Source organism: Streptomyces sp. CT34 (assembly GCF_000805335.1).
Lineage (GTDB): Bacteria > Actinomycetota > Actinomycetes > Streptomycetales > Streptomycetaceae > Streptomyces.
Genome location: NZ_KN708638.1, coordinates 6,676,350 through 6,694,710, shown reverse-complemented (window position 1 = coordinate 6,694,710; position 18,361 = coordinate 6,676,350). Strand labels below are relative to the sequence as shown.

General features: G+C 67.8%; 15 protein-coding genes. 10 read left to right on the top strand and 5 right to left on the bottom strand.

Annotated elements, in window-relative coordinates:
• Nucleotides 1–93 precede the first annotated feature (93 nt).
• The 4 genes from RZ84_RS29215 to RZ84_RS29200 all read left to right on the top strand — a co-directional run bounded on the left by RZ84_RS29215 (nt 94) and on the right by RZ84_RS29200 (nt 6,597).
• On the top strand, nt 94–678 hold the full coding sequence (locus RZ84_RS29215) for a DinB family protein (RefSeq protein WP_043267180.1): 585 nt from the start codon (nt 94–96) through the stop codon (nt 676–678).
• Between the two features lie 456 nt (nt 679–1,134).
• On the top strand, nt 1,135–2,904 hold the full coding sequence (locus RZ84_RS29210) for a hypothetical protein (protein ID WP_043267178.1): 1,770 nt from the start codon (nt 1,135–1,137) through the stop codon (nt 2,902–2,904).
• A gap of 404 nt (nt 2,905–3,308) precedes the next feature.
• Complete coding sequence (locus RZ84_RS29205; protein WP_157878937.1) at nt 3,309–5,348, top strand: hypothetical protein; 2,040 nt, start codon at nt 3,309–3,311, stop codon at nt 5,346–5,348.
• A 100-nt stretch (nt 5,349–5,448) separates the two neighbouring features.
• Nucleotides 5,449–6,597 carry a hypothetical protein gene (locus RZ84_RS29200; protein WP_157878936.1) on the top strand — a complete coding sequence of 383 codons (1,149 nt, stop codon included), beginning with the start codon at nt 5,449–5,451 and terminating at the stop codon, nt 6,595–6,597.
• Between the two features lie 48 nt (nt 6,598–6,645).
• Here the strand turns inward: RZ84_RS29200 and RZ84_RS29195 are convergent, their stop codons facing one another.
• From RZ84_RS29195 to RZ84_RS39275, 4 genes are all read right to left on the bottom strand, one after another.
• Nucleotides 6,646–7,065, bottom strand: a complete 420-nt coding sequence (locus RZ84_RS29195; RefSeq protein WP_043267171.1) for an acyl-CoA thioesterase — start codon at nt 7,063–7,065, stop codon at nt 6,646–6,648.
• Between the two features lie 79 nt (nt 7,066–7,144).
• Complete coding sequence (locus RZ84_RS29190; protein ID WP_063772716.1) at nt 7,145–8,566, bottom strand: helix-turn-helix transcriptional regulator; 1,422 nt, start codon at nt 8,564–8,566, stop codon at nt 7,145–7,147.
• Between the two features lie 1,084 nt (nt 8,567–9,650).
• Nucleotides 9,651–10,304, bottom strand: coding sequence for an HAD-IA family hydrolase (locus RZ84_RS29185; protein ID WP_043267169.1), 654 nt, complete (start codon nt 10,302–10,304; stop codon nt 9,651–9,653).
• A 200-nt stretch (nt 10,305–10,504) separates the two neighbouring features.
• Complete coding sequence (locus RZ84_RS39275; RefSeq protein WP_157878935.1) at nt 10,505–10,675, bottom strand: hypothetical protein; 171 nt, start codon at nt 10,673–10,675, stop codon at nt 10,505–10,507.
• 179 nt (nt 10,676–10,854) lie between these two features.
• Here RZ84_RS39275 and RZ84_RS29180 point away from each other — a divergent pair, with 179 nt between their 5' ends.
• Nucleotides 10,855–11,361: an ImmA/IrrE family metallo-endopeptidase gene (locus RZ84_RS29180; RefSeq protein ID WP_206743096.1), complete on the top strand. Its 507-nt coding sequence runs from the start codon at nt 10,855–10,857 to the stop codon at nt 11,359–11,361.
• A 7-nt stretch (nt 11,362–11,368) separates the two neighbouring features.
• Nucleotides 11,369–12,637 (top strand): MAB_1171c family putative transporter, encoded by a 1,269-nt coding sequence (locus RZ84_RS29175; protein WP_157878933.1) that lies wholly within the window; start codon nt 11,369–11,371, stop codon nt 12,635–12,637.
• Between the two features lie 33 nt (nt 12,638–12,670).
• Here RZ84_RS29175 and RZ84_RS35270 read toward each other — a convergent pair whose 3' ends face one another.
• Entirely contained in the window at nt 12,671–13,522 is an 852-nt protein-coding gene (locus RZ84_RS35270) for a helix-turn-helix transcriptional regulator (RefSeq protein ID WP_052230223.1), read from the bottom strand.
• A gap of 244 nt (nt 13,523–13,766) precedes the next feature.
• Between RZ84_RS35270 and RZ84_RS29165 the strand changes: the two genes are divergently transcribed.
• From RZ84_RS29165 to RZ84_RS29150, 4 genes are all read left to right on the top strand, one after another.
• Nucleotides 13,767–15,017 carry an MSCRAMM family protein gene (locus RZ84_RS29165; RefSeq protein ID WP_107068186.1) on the top strand — a complete coding sequence of 417 codons (1,251 nt, stop codon included), beginning with the start codon at nt 13,767–13,769 and terminating at the stop codon, nt 15,015–15,017.
• 522 nt (nt 15,018–15,539) lie between these two features.
• The gene (locus RZ84_RS39270; RefSeq protein ID WP_052230222.1) at nt 15,540–15,965 is read left to right on the top strand and encodes a sortase; all 426 of its coding nucleotides are present in this window, start codon (nt 15,540–15,542) and stop codon (nt 15,963–15,965) included.
• A gap of 540 nt (nt 15,966–16,505) precedes the next feature.
• Complete coding sequence (locus RZ84_RS29155) at nt 16,506–17,567, top strand: hypothetical protein (RefSeq protein ID WP_043267163.1); 1,062 nt, start codon at nt 16,506–16,508, stop codon at nt 17,565–17,567.
• Nucleotides 17,564–18,319: an ATP-binding protein gene (locus tag RZ84_RS29150; RefSeq protein WP_043267161.1), complete on the top strand. Its 756-nt coding sequence runs from the start codon at nt 17,564–17,566 to the stop codon at nt 18,317–18,319. The genes RZ84_RS29155 and RZ84_RS29150 overlap by 4 nt, the downstream gene beginning before the upstream one ends.
• The last annotated feature ends 42 nt before the right edge of the window (nt 18,320–18,361 follow it).

The window sequence follows — 18,361 nt, the reverse complement described above, 5'->3', positions numbered from 1 at the left end:
CGGCGGCCATCGCCTGGCCTCGGCTCTGCCGGTCGTTGCGGATCATATCCGGGATCTTCAGACCACGAGCAGCCCGTGGCAGGCTCATGCCGCATGATCGATGAATTCGCGAAAGACAACCTGCACGGGAGACTGCGGCGGGACCGCAAGGCGCTGCTCTGGAAACTCGACGGCCTCTCCGAATACGACGCCCGCCGACCTTTGACAGCGACCGGGACCAACCTCCTCGGCCTGGTCAAACACGTGGCCACCGTCGAGGCCAGGTACTTCGGCGAGGTCTTCGACCGCCCTTCCCCGGAACCGCTGCCCCGGTGGCAGGACTCCAACGGCAGCGATCTGTGGGCGACCGAGGACGAGACCCGCGATCAGATCATCGGGTTCTACCGGCGCACGTGGGAACACTCGGACGTGACGATCAACGAGCTTCCCCTCGACGCCCCCGGCCACGTGCCGTGGTGGCCGGAGCCTTATGCCGACACGAACCTGTTCGCCATCATGGTCCATGTCCTCGGCGAGTCCATCCGGCATGCCGGGCACGCCGATATCCTGCGCGAGGGCCTCGACGGCCGGACCGGGTTGCGCGCCGAACACGAGAAGCAGATCGACGAGGAAGCCCGTGCAGCCTACTGCGCGAAGATCGAGCAGGCCGCCAGGTCGGCTGCACCAATCAAGGCTTAGAGTCCAATTCACGCGATCGCCCTCCGCAGGGACGGACGTGCCTGTGTCCGCATAGCTGACCTCGCCCGCCTCATCACCCGACCAAGGTGACAGGATCGTGAGACAAGATACTGCGGCCCGCGCATGAGACACATTGCGAATACACAGGTCGCTGTCGCGGAACGGGACACTCCAATTGCGGGCCTACAGGCGCCTTTGCGGCGCCGCTGGGCCTGGTCTCGGCTGTCAGGGGGCTCAGCGGGGAGTACGGGGCTGGCGGTGCCGAGGCTGATCGCTGACGCTATCGCTAAGGGTTCGGTCCCCGCCGCGATCACGACAACAACGGGCTGACCCCTGGCCATGCCCCACGGGGGCTTGGCCAGGTCCCTTGCGGGCACGCTTGGCCTGCTGAAACGCTACTGTGCACAATCGTTTTCCGTTCCTGGGCACCGCCGCGCGCTGCGGTGTGATCCATACGTGGGGGCCAACCGCATGCTGATCCAAAGGGCCGAGTTCACCGATGCACGGGAACTGACCAACGCACTGAGTGATCGGGCCCGGTGGACCACCGAGGCTCTCCTCGCCGAGGACACCGTGGCGCATGAAGCGGACCGAACTGCTGGCCTACTGGCCGCATGGGCGGACATCCTCGCGGCGGCTGTCGGGGACGGGCCCGCGGTGTTCGTCGCGATGCGTGGCTCGTCCGAAACCTGGGTCAAGCTCGGGCAGTCTCTCGTCGAGACCGCCTGCCGCGGCAACCGCAGGGAGCTGGAGGACGCCGCACGGCACGCGGCCTCGGAGCTTGATGTCCATGGTCGGGCCCGGCTTATCGCGCATCTGGCGGAGATCGTCCCCAGCATGGTGGGCATGGCCGGCGGTATCGACACGCTGTTGGAACTCGATTCGCTGCACCAGCTGTCGGCCGGGGCAGAGGAGCTGTGGGTCAGCACGGCGGCGTGGATGATCGGTGCCCTCAGCGAGTTGCACCGCAACGAGATGGGGATGCGTCTGGCCAGCCTGGTGGCCGACGATCGCGGTCCGGACCTGTGGCGCACCTGGCTGCAGGTGGCCGCCACCGTCATCCCGGCAGAGGCCGTGGCGGGTTTCCAGCCACGTGCCATGCCCTCTCAGTTCGCGGAGAGCTACCCGAGGGAGCTGGCCAAGGAGTCGATCACCGCGGCTCACTGCGGTGATGCCGACCGGATCGCCCAGTCTCACGCCCAGTTCAACGCGCTCTCCCATGAGGCCCAGGTCCTGCTTGAGATGGACCTCGCCATGATGATCGCCACCATCCGCCGCCTCTCGCGCCACAAGAAGAACCCCAACGCCGGCGGACCCGCAGAACCTTCCCCCCGCTCCGCTGATCGTGACGAGCTTCGTGAGATCGCCAGCACGATCATGGACGCTATGCCGGCGGAGGTGGTCGAACGCACCGGTCGCATGCACGCGTTGGCACGGCGCGCCGTCCTCGCGTTCATGGATGAGGACAGCACCACGCTCGCCGCCATCGTCGACCGGATCGCGACGTGGGAGAGCAAATCCGGCCACTCCTCGTACCCGGATCCGCCCTTCCGGTTCCCCGCGGAGCAGTCGCTGACGCAGGCGAACGACCTCTTCCAACTCGGGCTCCAGTACGGCTTCGGCATCTCCAAGCGGGCAGTCGCCGACGGGGCCATCGAGCTGATCGACCGCCTCTCGCCACCAGAGCATCGCGAGGCAGCACGAGATCTCCTGACGAAAATGAAGCGGGCCGGCCTCGACCAGATCGTCGAGGTGGACCAGCTCGACGATGCGCCCGGCTTTCTCGCTGCCGCGGCGAGCGCGGCATGGCTGGCCTCGAATCGGACGATCTTCAAAGCGCGGGAGACCGTACGCCTTTCCCTGATCAAGGAGATCAGGGAAAGCGAGGCAAAGGCGCTGCGCGTCCCGGACCGCGAGCAGATCACCGACATCAGTGATGACGAGGCGCTTGGCTTCCTGGAAAGGATGTACGGCGATGGCTATCCCCTGCCCCGCGATCCGGACGAGCGTGCGCTGTGGGAGTTGGACATCGTCGCGGTCATCAAGCAGCACCTGCTCGAAGTGCCCGCCGACGCCACGACCAACGAGCAACTCAAAGAACTCGATGCCCGTGTGAAACGCATCCTCCAAGCCGCCGCCGGCACCCCGCAGCAGGCCCCGAAGAAGGAACGCGCCCCCGTATCCCGCAAGCAGCCCAAGCGTCAGCCGAAGCGGAAGCGCAAGTAGGCCCCGATCATCGGCGTGACAGCGATCGCCGAAAACCGACTGTGGCGCCGGTCCCAGGCGGGGAGACAAGCGGTCCGGCCACGAGCGCGTCGCATGATTCTCGGTGTCCACCCACACTCATCGGCCTGAAACCCCGGGGCCTTGTCCTGGGCAAGCGGCGTATCGCTAACGTGGGACCAGCCGCTATGAGCAATCGCAGTACCTCGCCGATCACGTAGCGTGGACGGCTGGGCGCTGCCGCGTCAGCGGCTGGGGGCATCTGTGGTGAGAGGGGCACTGTGGGGACACACGAGCACGATCCTGTGGAACTGCCGGGCGGGTCGACGGACGCGGACGGCCGGCCGGTCGACCAGCAACTGCTCGGTGAGCTGATGGCAGCGGCCCTCAAGGGCTGCACCGGGTGCATGGACCGGCTGCTGGGCCAGGTGGCCGCTGATTCGGCCTGCGTGGCACGCCTGGTAGAGGTCTCCCGGCTGACCGCGCTCCGCGTCTACCGTGGCGAGTTGCCCCCGTTCATGACGGACGATGGCGATCGGTCCGGTCCATGCTCGGCGGAACTCCGGCGCCTTGTTCGAGCCGTGACCGCCGCTGAGCCGCTGTTCGAAGAGTGCGAGCAGCTGACGGTCGCCGAGCGACGGAGCGCCGCCCACACCGCGCTGGAACTGTTGGTCGGACACTTGGTGGTCGCGAACGAGGAGGGCCTGGATACCGCGCAGACTCTGTCGCAAGCATGCTTCGGGCTCAGTGCGCTGATGGTCACGTGGTGGTTCGAGACCAACCGCTTCGCGGCCCGGGAGTTCTCGGACTTCTGGAAGGAGCACGCCTTCGCGCGCCGGGAGTTGGGGCTGCCGCACGACGGCGCCGATGCCGTGGGGCTGCTGCTGGGCGCGGTACTCCACCACCAAGCCATCCAGGATGGCGTCTCCGTCGAGCAGATCCGTGCCCTCATCTTCACTCGCGCGATCCCCGTTCTGCAGGACACGGAGCAGGTCGGCAGCATCCTGCGGAGGTACGTGGCGCCGCCCGAGATCGACGACATCGCCGTGCCCGTCAAACGCCTGGCACGAGCTGATGCCGGATTCCTGGCCGAACTGTGCCAGTTCGCCCGGCTCACGGTCGCCGCCCATGCTGCCGGCTGTCCACACGGCCTGCGCCAGGTCGAGCACCAGTGCACCCTCGCGCACCGGGCCTCCGCGATGCGCGGGGACACCCGCGCTCAGGTGGCCGCGCCCACGGCTGAACAAGGACGACGCGTTGCCCTGCCCTACAACGGGTACAGCGAGGACGAACCCGTCGAAGGGGCCCCGGACGGCTACCCCGAAGACCAGACCTGGCAGATCAATGTCGGCTGGATCCTCGTGGAACGGTGGGATGCCGAGGTGGCACGCTGGAATGAGGTGATCTCCGAGGACTCCTCGATCAGCGAGCCCAACTACGACCACGAGACCGGCCTGGAGGCCCTGGCGTGCCCGGCCTGCGGCAACCGGGAGAACCATCTTGTCGAGGGTCGCTGGGGCGACCCGCTCACCTTGCACTGCCGCTGTGGCGTCACCGTGATGTCTCCCGCCGGCGACCTCCCCGGCAGCCAGCTGGGCCGTCGCCTCCTCAAACAGCTGATCTTGTGCGAGGCAGACCCCGCCTACGAGGCTCGCCGCCTGATGCCGCTGGTCACGGAATACCAGCAGCGCAAGGCCGACGCCCGTAGCGCCAGCTGGTACCGCGGCCCGGATGCCGAGGACGTCGCCCTCGTCGAAGCGATCGCCCCGATGGGAGAGGACCTCGCCCAGGCCCTGACCACGGCCCTGCGACCGAAGCTGCCCCAGCGGCACAGCGGCCGGGCGATCACCCTCCTCCTTCTCAAGGTGGCGTACGCGCTGTCCAACCCGAGCGTCAAGGACAGCCCAGACGGACAGCGTCTAGAGTCACAAGTCCGTGCCCTGGTAGCCGACCTGAAGCAGGAAAGCGACCGGTGGGCAGCGACCCGGCAGACCGTGCTGGACCGGCTCCAGGCATGGCAGGACGAAGGCGGGCCGGAAGCGTGGCAGGCAGCCTGGGCCCGCACGATGGAACTGGCCGGCCGTCGGTTCAAGGGTTACCGCGTGGGCGATGGAGACCTCAGCGACGGCTGCGCGGCACTGACCCTCGCCCTGTACATCCTCTCCCACGAATCAGGCTCCGGCATCGAGCAGGTCGGGCTTGATGACGTCCGCAGCCTGTTGCCCGCCAACACCACCGACGGCTCCGCAAAGGAGATTCCGCAGCGGTGGGGCGCACGGCTTCAAGCACTCGGGCACGACCTCGATTCCGAGCGCGATCCCGTCGCGTTGCTGTGGCGGCACCTGCGCGTCGACCGTCCGATCGACACGTACAGCGATCGCCGCGAACCGGCCCTGGTGATCGGCCTCAGCTGCGTCCTCGACCCGGCCTACCTCGTCCGCTTCTGACGTCCATGCCCGCACAGGCCGAGGCGGGCCGCACGCACAAGTCCTTGCCCTCAGCGTTCGTCTTCTAGATTCACGGCCCAACCGGTGGCAGGAGTCCGCAATGCCCGCTCACACTGACAGTCCCAGTCCGTGGGACGACGCCGTACGTCGCGCCACCGCCGCGATTGCGGCTGAACGCCCCGGTGGAATGGATGAGAGCTGCTGGGACGACGTGGCGATGCGTGGCATCGTCGCCATGGTGCTCTACGCCCTGCACCTGCGTGAGCGCCGCGCCGTTGACGAGATCCGATGGGAAGCGGTGCTGTGGCAACTGCGCGACGACCAGCGCGTCGAAGCGCTGGTGACCGCGGTCCTGCCAGGAGCTGGGCACGACCTCACCCGTACCGCGGCGCCCGGTGAACCGGTGGCCGAGTGCTGGCGCTGGCTGACGCGCACGTGGGACCCGAACGCCCCGACGAAGGGTTCCGCCCTGGCCTTCATGGGCCCGACGCACCAGCCCGAAAGCCTCTGGGTACCGGACACCCCGGAATTTCGGTGGGATGGCATGAGCCGCGGAGTCGGGTCCGGCCTTCCCGATCCTGCCCTGGAGGTAGGCGTCAACTGGGCAGCCGGCGTCGTCCAGTCGGCGATCACCTCCGAAAGTGGTGGCTACGGCACGCACCAGCGCGTGAAGGTCAAGGCTGGACCGCTCAAGGGACACCGCGGGTATGTACGGGAGTTGGGCTGGGTCTTCAACGACGAGGCGCAGACGGTGGAGGGGCCCGCCGGCTACGTGGTCGACCTTGACGACGTCGAGGGCCTCGAACGCCTCGACGCCGATCACCTCACGCGCGGCCGAGATCACCAGTGGCCACGCCGCCCGCAAGGCACTCTCAAGGTCTTCCCTCCGCCCCTTCGTGATCCGCTCCCGCCCCGGAAGACATGCGGCCAGGACCTGGAGGAGATCCTCGACCGGGCCAGCAACCCCGAGATCGTCCCGCCGCAGCTGCGCCAGACGATCGCCTCCGCCAAAGAACACCATCACCTGACACTGGACGCGCAGGCCACCCCCGCACCCCAGCGGTTCACATGGCACGTACTCATGCACTGGTACCAGCTCACCGAGCACTACGCGGACGACCAACGTGCCGATCTCTACGAAGTCGTCATCAAACGGCACCTGCACGACACCTCGCCCAAGCACTATCTCGCGCTACGCGAGGACGACATGCCCGACTTGATCACTCGATGCATGGCAGCGGCGGAGTAGTCCAGGAGCAGCGCCTGCCATGGCCGTAGGTCTTTCGTTCACGGGCGCTCAGGACGGTGAACAAGATCCGTCGTAGCGCGCCAGGAATGCGCGCTCGGCTTCCGAGAGGCGGCGGGGCCGACCAGTGTCGAGGTTGTAGGCGGCGATCGTGGTCGTGCCCTCGACGTACAGTTGGTCGGCGTCGCGGATCTCGTAGGCCAGCTCGAAGGAGACGGCCCGGTGCTGTGCAACCCAGACGTGTACGTCGACGGGAGTTTCGCGGTAGTGCAGAGGGGCTCGGTAGTCGATGCTGGCGCGGCTCACCACGAACGCGTTCCGGCGACGGTCTGCTTCGTCCGCGGGCAGCATCTCGCGGAACATCCTGGTGCGCGCTTCCTCCATGTACCGGAGGAACAGTGCGTTGTTGATGTGTCCGTAAGCGTCGGCGTCGGCCCAGCGCAGCGGGCAGGGGTAGATGTAGCTGTGCACGGAAAGGGCTTTCTACGAGGAGGCCGGAGGGAGGGTCGCAGGGGCTGCAGTGGCGTGAAGCTCGCCGCCGTGTCGTTCGCTAGGCCCCCGGCCTGAGAGCTTGCTGCGCCAAGCCGGGCCGCAGCTCATAGACTTGGCTGTCCGTGTCTCGGCAGTCGGGCTGTATGTGGTCGTGCCCAGACAGGTCCTCCTGGATTTCGCGCAGGAGGCGCTGCTCCTCGTCGAGTTCGCCGAGGAGCAGCTCGATGCGGGAGTCGGCGGCGTCGCGGGGTGCGGGCAGCGCGATGCGTATCAACTGCTTCATCTCTGCTCGTGCCTCCGGCGGCAGAGTTCCCCGTGGGACACGGGCGATCACTGTTGAGGGCGCCACTTCGCTTGCGCCCCACGCTCCCGGTCCCTCTTCGATGGCCCAGATCACAGTGCGTTTGGACGGCGAGAGAGTCAGCTGGCAGTCGGGCCCGAGGAGGCGGCTGAGGGCAGGCAGATGGACGCCTCCCGCGCCTGCCCGCGCCGCGGCCTCATCGGCGCTTTCCATCACGAGGCGAGCGGTGCGGACATCTTCGGAGCGGAGTCGCTCTGCGTCCGCGATCCGCTCCTGGGCTCGGTGTCGGTCGCCTGGCGTGTTGTGGGTCTGGTCGACCCAGCCGTTGCGGATACCGCCCAGTGCGTCCCGCTGACTGTCTGATTCCGCCTCCACCCAGGTCATGACGACGAAGCGGCAGTCGGGCATGATCGCGGGGTATGCCACATGGCTGACGATCTCGATCGTCTTCCATCCCAGGGTCGGCACGCTGGCCAAGAAGACGTGGCCATCGCGGTGCTCAACCATGTCGTCGTCCGAATCCCAGATCTGCCGTACCTCGGGGTTCTTTCTGACGTCCTCGATCAGTTCCTGCAGATCCGGGTCGTCACGCTGGTTGGTGAGCGCAAACCGGAGCATCCGCACGAAGACCGTGGCGTGCTTGTGCCAGTCGTGATAGGTAGCGCGCCCCTCGGCGGTAGTGAGGGCCCAGCGGATCAGATTGGCCCGGGGCTCCATGACCCATGGCCACAGCTCGGCCATGGCTTCGTTGTACGCGAGGATGTTCCAGTTGCGGTCGGACAGATAGGTGGGGCTGGGCATCTGCCGGTCGATGAGCAGCCTCAGCGCCGGCTTCACGTCAGGGCGCCCCTCGGAGGGTGCGGCCCGCAGGTATGTGCCCACGTTGTGGAGCAGCAGGGCATGGCGTTCCTCTTGGTCCAGTTTGAGAACCTCGGCTAGGGCATCGCACTGGACCTGCGAGAACCGCGGCGTCGCTCCCTTTTCGATCATGCGGTATTTACGTTCGGAGATGCCGAGGGCCCGCCATACGGGCCGCTGCGTGAGGCCGGCGGCTTTGCGCCACTGCACGAGCAGTGCGCCGAACCCCATGTACTGACCGGCGACTCCGGTGGGCCGTTCGGAAGAGGCTCTCTTCCCGGCAGCGCCCTTGCTACTGCCGGCCCGCCGCTGCGCGACCATCAGCCCTCCTGTCGTGTCCTGGGGAGACGCGCCTGCTTTCGGGCATGAAAAAAGAGGGGTCAGCGCGATCGCTGGCCCCCCTGCGTCTCGCGGTAGACAATACGCAAGATTTTGCGATCTTGTGCACTTGTGGTACCGGCCACATACTGCAGAGAATGTCACGGTTCAGGCTTGAACATTCCAACCGGAACGGTGGGGGCGATTACGTGCGAAAGGGGCATCCCTCCCGCCCACCTCGACAGGGATCACAGGACCGGCAAATGTTTGCCGGTTTTCACCCCCCCTCATCGCAGCCGGTCTAGACCGCGATTCCGGAGCCACCATCCAATCCTCCGGATTCCCTCATTCCGCTTGTAAAGCAAGGCAATTGAGGGGTCACAGGCACCCCAGCAGGCGCACGCCACCCGAGCAATCTATCCATGCAAATCGGGCATAAGGTCGCCGTTGACGCCCTCTTGGCGTCTGACTTAAATCCTCTTACCGACTGATTCGACAAGCGGTCGCGGCATAAGACCCACGGGGTCGAGTGAAGATCATTTCCGGCATCATCGGGGTTCTTTTGCCCGTCGATGAGGCGCAGCAATGCGGCACTGATGCCCCTCGCCCCAGCGCATCGCAAGATCGACTGTGTCGGGAAGCCATGAGTATGAGGAACAGTTATGTGGTGGTGGAACGGTGCCCCGGACGCCCGGAATGGCCGTGTCCATAGAGCGGCGGAGGCCGAGGGGCGCGGCGAGGGTACGGATTCCGACGCAAGACAGCCGGGGGCCGCGGTGCGGCACCGGGGACGCACCTGGCGTAAGCGTCCGGCCGACAGTAATCTGCAACGTCGCATCCGGCAGGAACTGCGTGATCTTGACGTTCAGCCCCTGGGCGTGGAGGCCCTGACGCTGGTCGTCGGCGTGGTCAGCACCGTGACCCTGGCCGCCTCCCGGTCCGCTCTGACCGGCGTGGGGACCGCGGACACGACCGTTCCCCAGGTCGCCGCGTTCTTCGGCCTGTACTTGCTCTACGCGCTGGTTGCAGCCGCCTACTGGACCCGGCAGCGCGGGCTGTTGCCGACGCCGGCCCCCTCGGCGGCCGGTCAGCCGACGGTGACCTCCAGGTCCCCGGCCTCGGCGACCCGGATGGACACGCTGGTGAGGTCGGCAACCGTGGCGTCCGCCTCGAGCTGCTCCGCCTGGTGCGTCGTGGTCAGGGCGATGGTGGCCATGCCGGCCGCCTTCCCGGACGCCAGTCCGGCGGGCGAGTCCTCAACCACGATGCAGCGGGCGGGGTCGAGGCCGAGCTGCTCGGCCGCCACGAGGAACGGCTCGGGGTGGGGCTTGTGGCGGCTGACATCGTCGGAAGTGATCAAGAACTTGGGCCGGATGCCGACCGGGGTGAGACGAGCTTCGGCCACTCGCCGACTGCCGGACGTCACCACGGCCCAGCGGCCCTCCGGCAGCGAGGCCAGTAGTTCGACGGCACCGGGTACCGCCTGCACGCCACCAGCAGCCGCGTCGGCCACCTCTGCATCCACCAGGCGCTGCACGCCCTCTCGGACCTGCTCTTCCGGTAGGAGATCCGCAATGATCGCGGCAGCCGGCCGGCCGTGCACCTCGACGCGGCTCATGGCCTCTTTCAAGGTCATTCCGTACGACTCGGCCCACCAGCTCCACACGCGTATGACCGATTGCAGGGAGGAAACCAGCGTTTCGTCGCTGTCGAATAGGAGGGCATCTGCCGAGAATCGCATGACTGGGAGAGTACATGGAATGCGCAAGCAAGCGGACGTCCCGGACGTTGCCCGGCGCCCGCCCCTAGGTCAATTGCGTCCCATTTCTCCGGATCACCTATCAGTGAGCTTCACCTCGGCTGAAAGTGGAAGGGCGCCCGCGTCGCTGGCAGTTGGTGCGGCAGGGCTCGTGGTTTGCACCTGGAGCGAGAGTCGGGATGCTACTGGAATGGGCTGAGTGTAGGGGGAATTCCGATCTTGGTCATTGAGTCGCCCCACGCCAGCGCGAGTTGACCGTGCGGGTGCGCGACGACGACGCGGTTGCTTCGGCGGTCGGCCAGGTCGGAGCAGTCGGGCAGTCCCGAGGGGTGCAGCACACGTCGCTGCGCCATCGAACTGACCCGGCACAGGCGCATTGCGCCCCGTGCAAGATCTTTTACCTGCTCGGGCGTAGCAGGAACGGGGGGAATCGGCAGTAGGGCAGGCACGAGAGATGAGAAAGGCGGCCGCAGGGATGGCCATTCGCCGAGCGCTTGAGGGCGGCGAGATTCGACGGCTGAGTAGGCACTGCATGCGGAGGCTGCATGATTTCCCGCTGCCCAACCCATACAGGCTGAAGAGCTTGATTGCGAACATTGAGCAGGCTCGCGACTGCACCATTCACCTGCTGCCCGTGACCACACCGGCGACCGACCTTCGCTCGGCATGCGGTCTGCGCCTCAGCGTCGGTCAGACGCAGATCATCGCCTACCGTCCCCGCCCCACGCCTAACCAGACCTTCAATATCATTTTCCACGAACTGGCCCACCTATGGCTGGACCACGGCAACGAAGCGGCAGTAGCCGATGAATTGCTTGCAGAGCTTCAGCCGATTCTTCCCGAACTCGCGGACTCAACAGCGGTGGTGAACGCCCGCGCGCACTACGGCACCGCTGAGGAGCGGGAGGCCGAGCTGTCAGCCTCCTACATCCGCCAGCAGATACGCCAGCAAGCGGCCTTCGGCAAGGACCTGCTCAGCGTCATGGAAGCCACCCTCACCCACCCCCTTGCCCCGCTCCAGCGGGGCCGACGGCCGTGAGGACGACGTGAACACCTTCCTCCTGTTCGTCTGCATCGCGATGACCGCCGTCGCGCTGTGGCGCCTGCCCGCCGTCCGCTACGGCGACCCCCTGCGACGCACCCTGTGGGGCTGTTCCGCCGGCTTCGCCGTAGCACTCTGGTCCCGGTTCCCCCCGGTCAGGCACGGCATCGACAGCCTCGGCATCACCGACCTGAGCGGATTGGTCAAGGATCTCTCCGCCATGGCTGCCGCACTGGCCCTGCTCAGCTACGCAGTGACCAGCTACGGCGTCAGCCAGGACGCCCCGCCACGCCACATCGAGATCTGCCGCCGTGTCGCACGCATATCCCGGCGCGCCACTGTGGTGGTCATCCCCTTGATGCTGATCCTGTTCGGCATCGTGATCGACCGCTCCGTACCGAGCCGCGACTTCACGGCCGATCACGCCGGACAGTGGGGCGCATGTCTGTTCGCCACCTGCTACTACCTGTATCTGGGCTCGTCGGGCGCGACCTGCGCCTACCAGTGGGGACACGTCAGTCGGCGCGCCGAATCAGCCGTGCTGCGCATCAGCTTGGCCCTGGGTGCCGCGGCCTGCTGGCTGTTCGCGGCGTACTCGGTGATCCGCGTGACCTTCATGTGGGGCGCCATGGTCATTCCCGCTTCGCCCGGACGTACCCACCTCGTGGTCTCGCTCAGCGACCTGCTCAACATGCTGGGCGCGCTGCTGTTCATGTGCGGGGCCAGTCTGCCGACCACCGGGGTGGCAGTCGAGCGCTGGAAGATCCGCCGAACGCTGTGGCGCCTGCATCCGCTGAGTCGGGACCTCGCCCACCAGTTCCCCGGCCTGTGGTTCCAGCCTCCTGCTTCGCGGCTGCGCGAGGCAGTGCGCCACGCCCCGGCCGTGGACGTCCGCCTGGACCGCACGATCCAGGCGATCGGCGACGCGGTCGAGCAGCTGCGTCATCACGTGGTACCCGAACTCTGGCCGGTCGTCGCCCAGTCCACGGCCGACCACCCAGACCACGAAGCTGCGGCTGAGGCGTACTGGATCGCTGCCGCACTGCGCTCAGCCGGGGAAGGACGCCGCTCGCAGCGGCCTGCGCCAGCCCTGCCGTCCAAGCCCTACAGCGACAGCATCGGAGAGGGGCGCTGGCTGGTACGGGTCCAGGACGTCTACGCCCGTGTGACTCCCGCCTCGGTCGACGAGATGCTCGATCGCGCGGGTCGGCCGCCGATGGCAGCACGTGAACATGAGGTCCCTGAGGGGCCAGTACCGGTTCGTACGAGCTGATCCTGCGCACCGCCGGCTGGGCGGTGCGCAGGGCTACTTCTGCTTGCCGGACTTGCGCAGGAGAAGTTCCTTGATCGTGGCCACCATCTCGGGGGAAACACCGTGAGCTGCCCCGCGAGCGTTGACCGTCGCTCCGCCCTCGCGCTTGTCCGCCAGGAAGGCCAGGCGGTCGAGCACTTCCTGCTCCACCTCTTCACCGTCCTGGAACTCGAAGGGCGCGACGCTCAGCGCCTTCGCCAGCCCTTCGCGGACGGCTCCCATGGACAGCCCGGCGAAGACCTGCTCCGCGCTTCGAGCCCGTGTCCTCACGTCCTCGACGTCCTGCGCCTCCAGGCCGGCCCCGGTCGTTTGGTTGACGGCTGCGGCCACATCCGCGTTGGTCACCTTGGGCCGGCACTCCAGCAGGAAACGAAGCCTTTCGGTCAGCCCCCGGGGCGTCTGATGCGTTGGCATCGGAGCCGGCGTCATGGTGCTGAAGGAGCGCTTCTGGGCTTCTGCAAGCTCATCGGCCGTGACACCGTAGAGGGCAACCACACGGATACGCAGGTCCGAGGAGAGCGGCTTCTTTCCTGTTTCCGCATTGCTCAGCGGCACACGAGTGATGCCGAGGGCCTCAGCCGCCCTGGACTGCGTGAAGCCGGCGTCCGCGCGAAGGTCAGCAAGGTCCGGCGGCCCGAAGCGGGGGAAGAGAACATCCAGATCCTCGCCAAGGGCCTTCGCGATCGCTGGCAGCCGCTCCGGCGGAGGGCACTGCTCGTCGTCCTTCTCCCAGTCGATCACCGCGGTCTTACTGACGCCCACCATCTTGGCAAAGACGGCCTGGGTAAAGCCGGCGCCGCGGCGCATCGTACGCAGGCCCGGACCATTGAACTGGCGAGGCGGCACGACTTGACTCCACAACTTGGCGACGGATCGGGACAGACGGGAACACTCTAGCCCCATGATTGCTACCAGAATCGACTTCAGGTAGGTTCTCGTATCGATCGATGGGGATGTCTTCCAACATCCCTCGTCGCAACCCCTATATACCCCGCTCCACAGGAGCTGGGCACCCGGCCGGTCACGCCCACGGCCTCACAAACCTGAAGTGACCGGGCCGGGTGGATACCCCCGAACATGCGGAGACTTCATGAGTGTGTCATCTCCCGAGCCCCGCGCGCACGCCGCGCGGCGATTTCGGTATCCCGTCGTGCTTGGCGCGGCGGCTGCGCTGGGCGCGGGTGCGCTGCTGGCGCCGAGCGCGTCGGCGGCTGATCAGTGGGGCCGGGGTTTCCTGATCTCGGACTCCGCCGGACACGCGGACGCCTCGCACATCGGCGACTACGAATCCGCAATACCGGACGCGGTGGCCTACTGCGCCGACCCGGGCCTTGCCGGCCCGCAGGCTGCCGGCGGCTACGGGGCGGCTCGGGACTACACCGCCTGGACGTCGCAGGCCACCGGCAAGGCTGCGACCGCCGCGCAGGTCTCTCAGGCCGCGTACATCTTGTCGAAATACGGCAAGGCCGGCTCGGATGCGCAGGCCGCCGCGGTCGACGCGGACGTCTACAGCCTCCTCAACGCCGGATCCACCTATGCCCTGCCCGACGGGACGCGGGCCATGCAGCGGCTGTCATACCCGCAGGTGGCCCCGCAGGCGAAGACGCTGGCCACCGCCTACCTGAACGAGGCCGCACGGTTCGCCGGCCCGTACACGGTCCACCTTCAGCCGCTGGCCGCGCTGCGGCCCGGCGTGACGACCGGCATCAAGATCACTGTTACCTCCGCCGCCGGAAACGCAGTGCCGAACATCCGGCTCAGCCTGAAGGCTGCCCTGAACGGGACGAAGGTGGCGGAGGACACCGAGTCCACCAACGCCAAGGGCATCGCCTACGCGCACGTCACGGCCGCGAAGGGCCAAAGCGTCACGCTCACCACGGAGGCCACGGGCCTGCCCGGCACCACACTGCGCGCCGTCCTGCCGCACAACAAGGACGCGCAGCGCATGGTCATCGCCGGCGGCACCACCAGCGCCACGGCGCAGCTGACGATGACGGCCACCGGAGAAGGCGGCCGGATCAAGGTCGTCAAGACCGCAGGCGACACCGGCAAGCCGCTGGCCGGCGTCAAGTTCGCGGTGCGCAACAAGGCCGGCAAGACGGTCGCGACCGGCACGACCAACGCCAGCGGCGTGTGGCAGACCGCCGAGCTGCCGGCGGGCGAGTACAGCGTCCACGAGGTCGAGGCGGTCGACGGCTACCAGCTGGCGGCCGACCAGCAGGTGGCGGTCAAGGACGGCAAGGCCACCGCGGTCGCCGTGCAGGACACCAGGATCCCCAAGCCCAAGGCACCCAAGCCGCGGCCCGTGACGATCAAGGTGCTGCCGAAGACCGGCGCCTGACCCCCCGTCGGTGCGCGGTCTCCCACCGCGCACCGACGTGAAACTCCGCAGCGGGGCGGGGGCCCTGAGCTGGTCCCCGCCCCGACGCGTACCTCCGTCCTGACATCTCGCGCTCTGGAAACACCCATGACTGAGTCCCCTAACCTTCCCAGCAACAATGCGAATCCGGCAGATCAGACTCCTCTCCGGACGCCGCCCAGCAACCTGTCACAGCGTGCTGCCCGTTGGGGCAAGCACCGCCGAGGTGTCATCGCCGTCGGCGTCACCGCCGCCGTCGCGCTCTCCGCGACCGGGGTGGTCTTGGCGCAATCCAGCCAGGCTCCCAAGACACACGCAGCGTCGGACACCCCGGCACCGACCGCGCCATCCCACGCAAGCCCCTCTCCGGGCGGCACGGGTGAGACGTCCAGCCCTACGGCCGCGACCCGCGAGGCCACTCATGCGCTCGCCGGCTGGGCCGTTCACCCCTCCCCCTCGGGCGATAGCGCCGTGTCAGGGGCGGGAGGGCCCATCATCGACGTCGTGCGCATCCCCGCCCTCGGGCGGAACTGGGCACAACCCGTCTACCAGGGCACCAGCTCTGAGCAACTGCGCTCCGGGCTCGGGCACTTCGATGGCACGGAGGAGGCGGGAGGGCTCGGCAACTTCGTCCTCGCCGGCCACCGCTCCGGCATTCCCTCGCCTCCGCTGCGGGACGTCGACAGCATCAAGCCGGGAGCCTCGATCATCGTGTCGACGCCACAGCGGATCACCTACACATACACCGTCACCCGCATCTCCACCGTCGACCCGACCGACGTCGCTGTCACGGCACAGGTCCCAGGCCAGCCCAGCGCGACACCCACCAAGGCACTGCTGACGCTGGTGACGTGCTGGCCTGCCGAAGGGCATAGCAAGCGGGTGGTCGTCGAGGCCGCGCTCGTCTCATCCCGAGGCGGCGAACGGTGACTTCTGCGAAGACGAGTCGCGTACCGCAGCAGAGCTCAACGGGCCGTCCGGAGGCTCCTGCGCACCCCGAGTCGGCACTTCCTTAAGGCCCACCGAGTCCGGACGCTCTGCGACTTGTACCGCGGCCTTTAGCTAAGTCTGGATCTTCTCGCGGCACCCGCATATGTTCGTCGTCCCTCGCCGGGCTCCCGCACGGCGGCTGACGTCAGAAGGAGCGGCATGCGGTTTACGCGAGCCAGCCGGGCCGGGTAGCCCGCAAACAGCGGCGGCGCCCGAGAGGTGCAACTCACGGACGCCGACCGCCACATGGAACTCCTGCCTGTGCAAGGGCCGGAGATTTACCCACCTTCACCGCACCGGGCCCTTCCAAAATCACGCCCCGGAGCGGCTTCACTTCAGAGGAGAGTGTTGCATGTCCGCTGCCTTGCGCAAAAGGCTGGTCCGCCCAGCCTGCGCGGCAGGCCGCTTCCCTTCCGCCGGCTCCGGCCACGCGCCAGTGCGGCGGGGCTACCTCCCGCGCCGTCGCGGAGGTGGGGTCTGATGGCACGCATCCGCACGATCAAGCCCGAGGCGTTCGAGTCGGAGGACCTGGCCTCGGTCAGCCTCACCGCGATGGTCACCTTCTTTGGGCTCCTGACCCAGGTCGACGACTCAGGCCGGCACCGCGACCACGCCGCCATCATCGCCGGACGGCTGTGGGCGCTGCGTCCGGAGCACACCGCCACGCACGTCGCACGCGACTTGGATGAGCTGGCCTCTGCCGGGCTGATCTGCCGGTACGTCGGCTGCGACGGCAAAACCTGGCTGCACATCGTGACCTGGGACCGGCACCAGAAGATCAACAAGCCGACCGCTTCCCGCCTGCCGCGCTGCCCCGTCCACCAGGCCAAGCAGAAGTGCGGCAAGTGCCAGGACGCGGCCTGCCCCAGCACGCGGGCTGAGATATCACCTCCGGTGGCACTGACTCCTCCCGGAGGACTCCCGGAGGATTCCGGGAGCCCGCAGGTAGGGCTCACCAGCCCTACCGTCAGTGCTGACAACGCCCCGCAGCGCGCGCTGGAGCCCGAGGCGGCACCGGTCGGCGACCCTACTGCCGCCGAGTCGGCACTTACGGATAAACCCGCAGGTCAGACGGCACTCCGGGAGGACTCCCGGAGGACTCCCGGAGGACTCCCGGAGGAGTCACGCCCTGGATCTAGGATCTTGGATCCTGGATCTTTCCTTACGGGGCGCGAGGCGCCCGCGCCCGACGACTCCTCGGCCAAGGTCTCGGCTAAGCAGCTGGTGGCCGAGTACGTCAGAGGCTGCAACCGCCGCCCGCCGGAGGATTTCCTCGGCCATCTGGGCCGGAAGGTCAATGCCCTGCTCGACGAGCGGTTCGAGGCGGACCACATCCGCGCCGCGCTGGAGCGGCTGCGGGCCAAGGGTCTGAACCCGAGCGTCCTGCCGAGCCTGGTGAACGAGGTCGTCAACGCCGCGCCGCAGGCCACTTCGGCGCTGTCGTCCGCCTCCGGCGCGGGGCCCTGGGCCAGCTCCGCAAGCTCCTACACGCCATACCTGAACCCCACCGCCGAGCCAACGACGTTTGGAGGCCGCCTGTGACCCGCGCCCGCTCCGCCGAACCGCAGCCCGCGATCTCCGAGCGGCTGCATGCCCGCCTACAGGCCAAGCTCGCCGAGCGCGGATTGGACCTGGACCGCACACTGCCGGACACCCCGGAGCCGATCCCGGCCCTGGAAGCCGCCCAGGCACGCATCCCGGTCGACTACCGCGCCGCCCTGCCCGAGCACCCGGACGTCATCGCGTGGGTGCGGGCCATCGCCGGTAACGCCGTGGCGCCGAATGCTGAGGGCCCCAACCCGCACTACGGCACCGCCGGGCGCCGGGAGATCACGCACGGGCCCAGCCTGCTGCTGTGGGGCTCCACCGGCGCCGGCAAAACCCACCAGGCGTACGGGGCGATCCGCGCGCTGACCGCCGCCGGATGCGGCGTGCACTGGTACGCGGCCACCGCCGCTGACCTGTACGCCGACCTGCGACCGCGCGCCGGGGTGGACCCCGAGCACCTACTGCGGCGGGTCATGCGCGTCCCCCTGCTGCTGCTCGACGACCTCGGGGCGGCCAAGCCCAGCGAGTGGACCGAGGAGATCACCTTCCGGCTGGTCAACTGGCGCTGCCAGAACCAGCTGCCGACGATCTTCACCAGCAACATGCCGCCCGTGCGCACCGACCGCATGCCCGCGCACCAGGCGGTGCTGCGCGACAAGGTCGGCGACCGGGTGCTCTCTCGCCTGTCCGGCATGTGCACCGCCGTCGAGTTCACCGGGCCCGACCGCCGCTTCCAGCGCCGCTAACCCCGGTCCCGCGCTACCGATCTCGCTTGTGCGGCCTCTCCC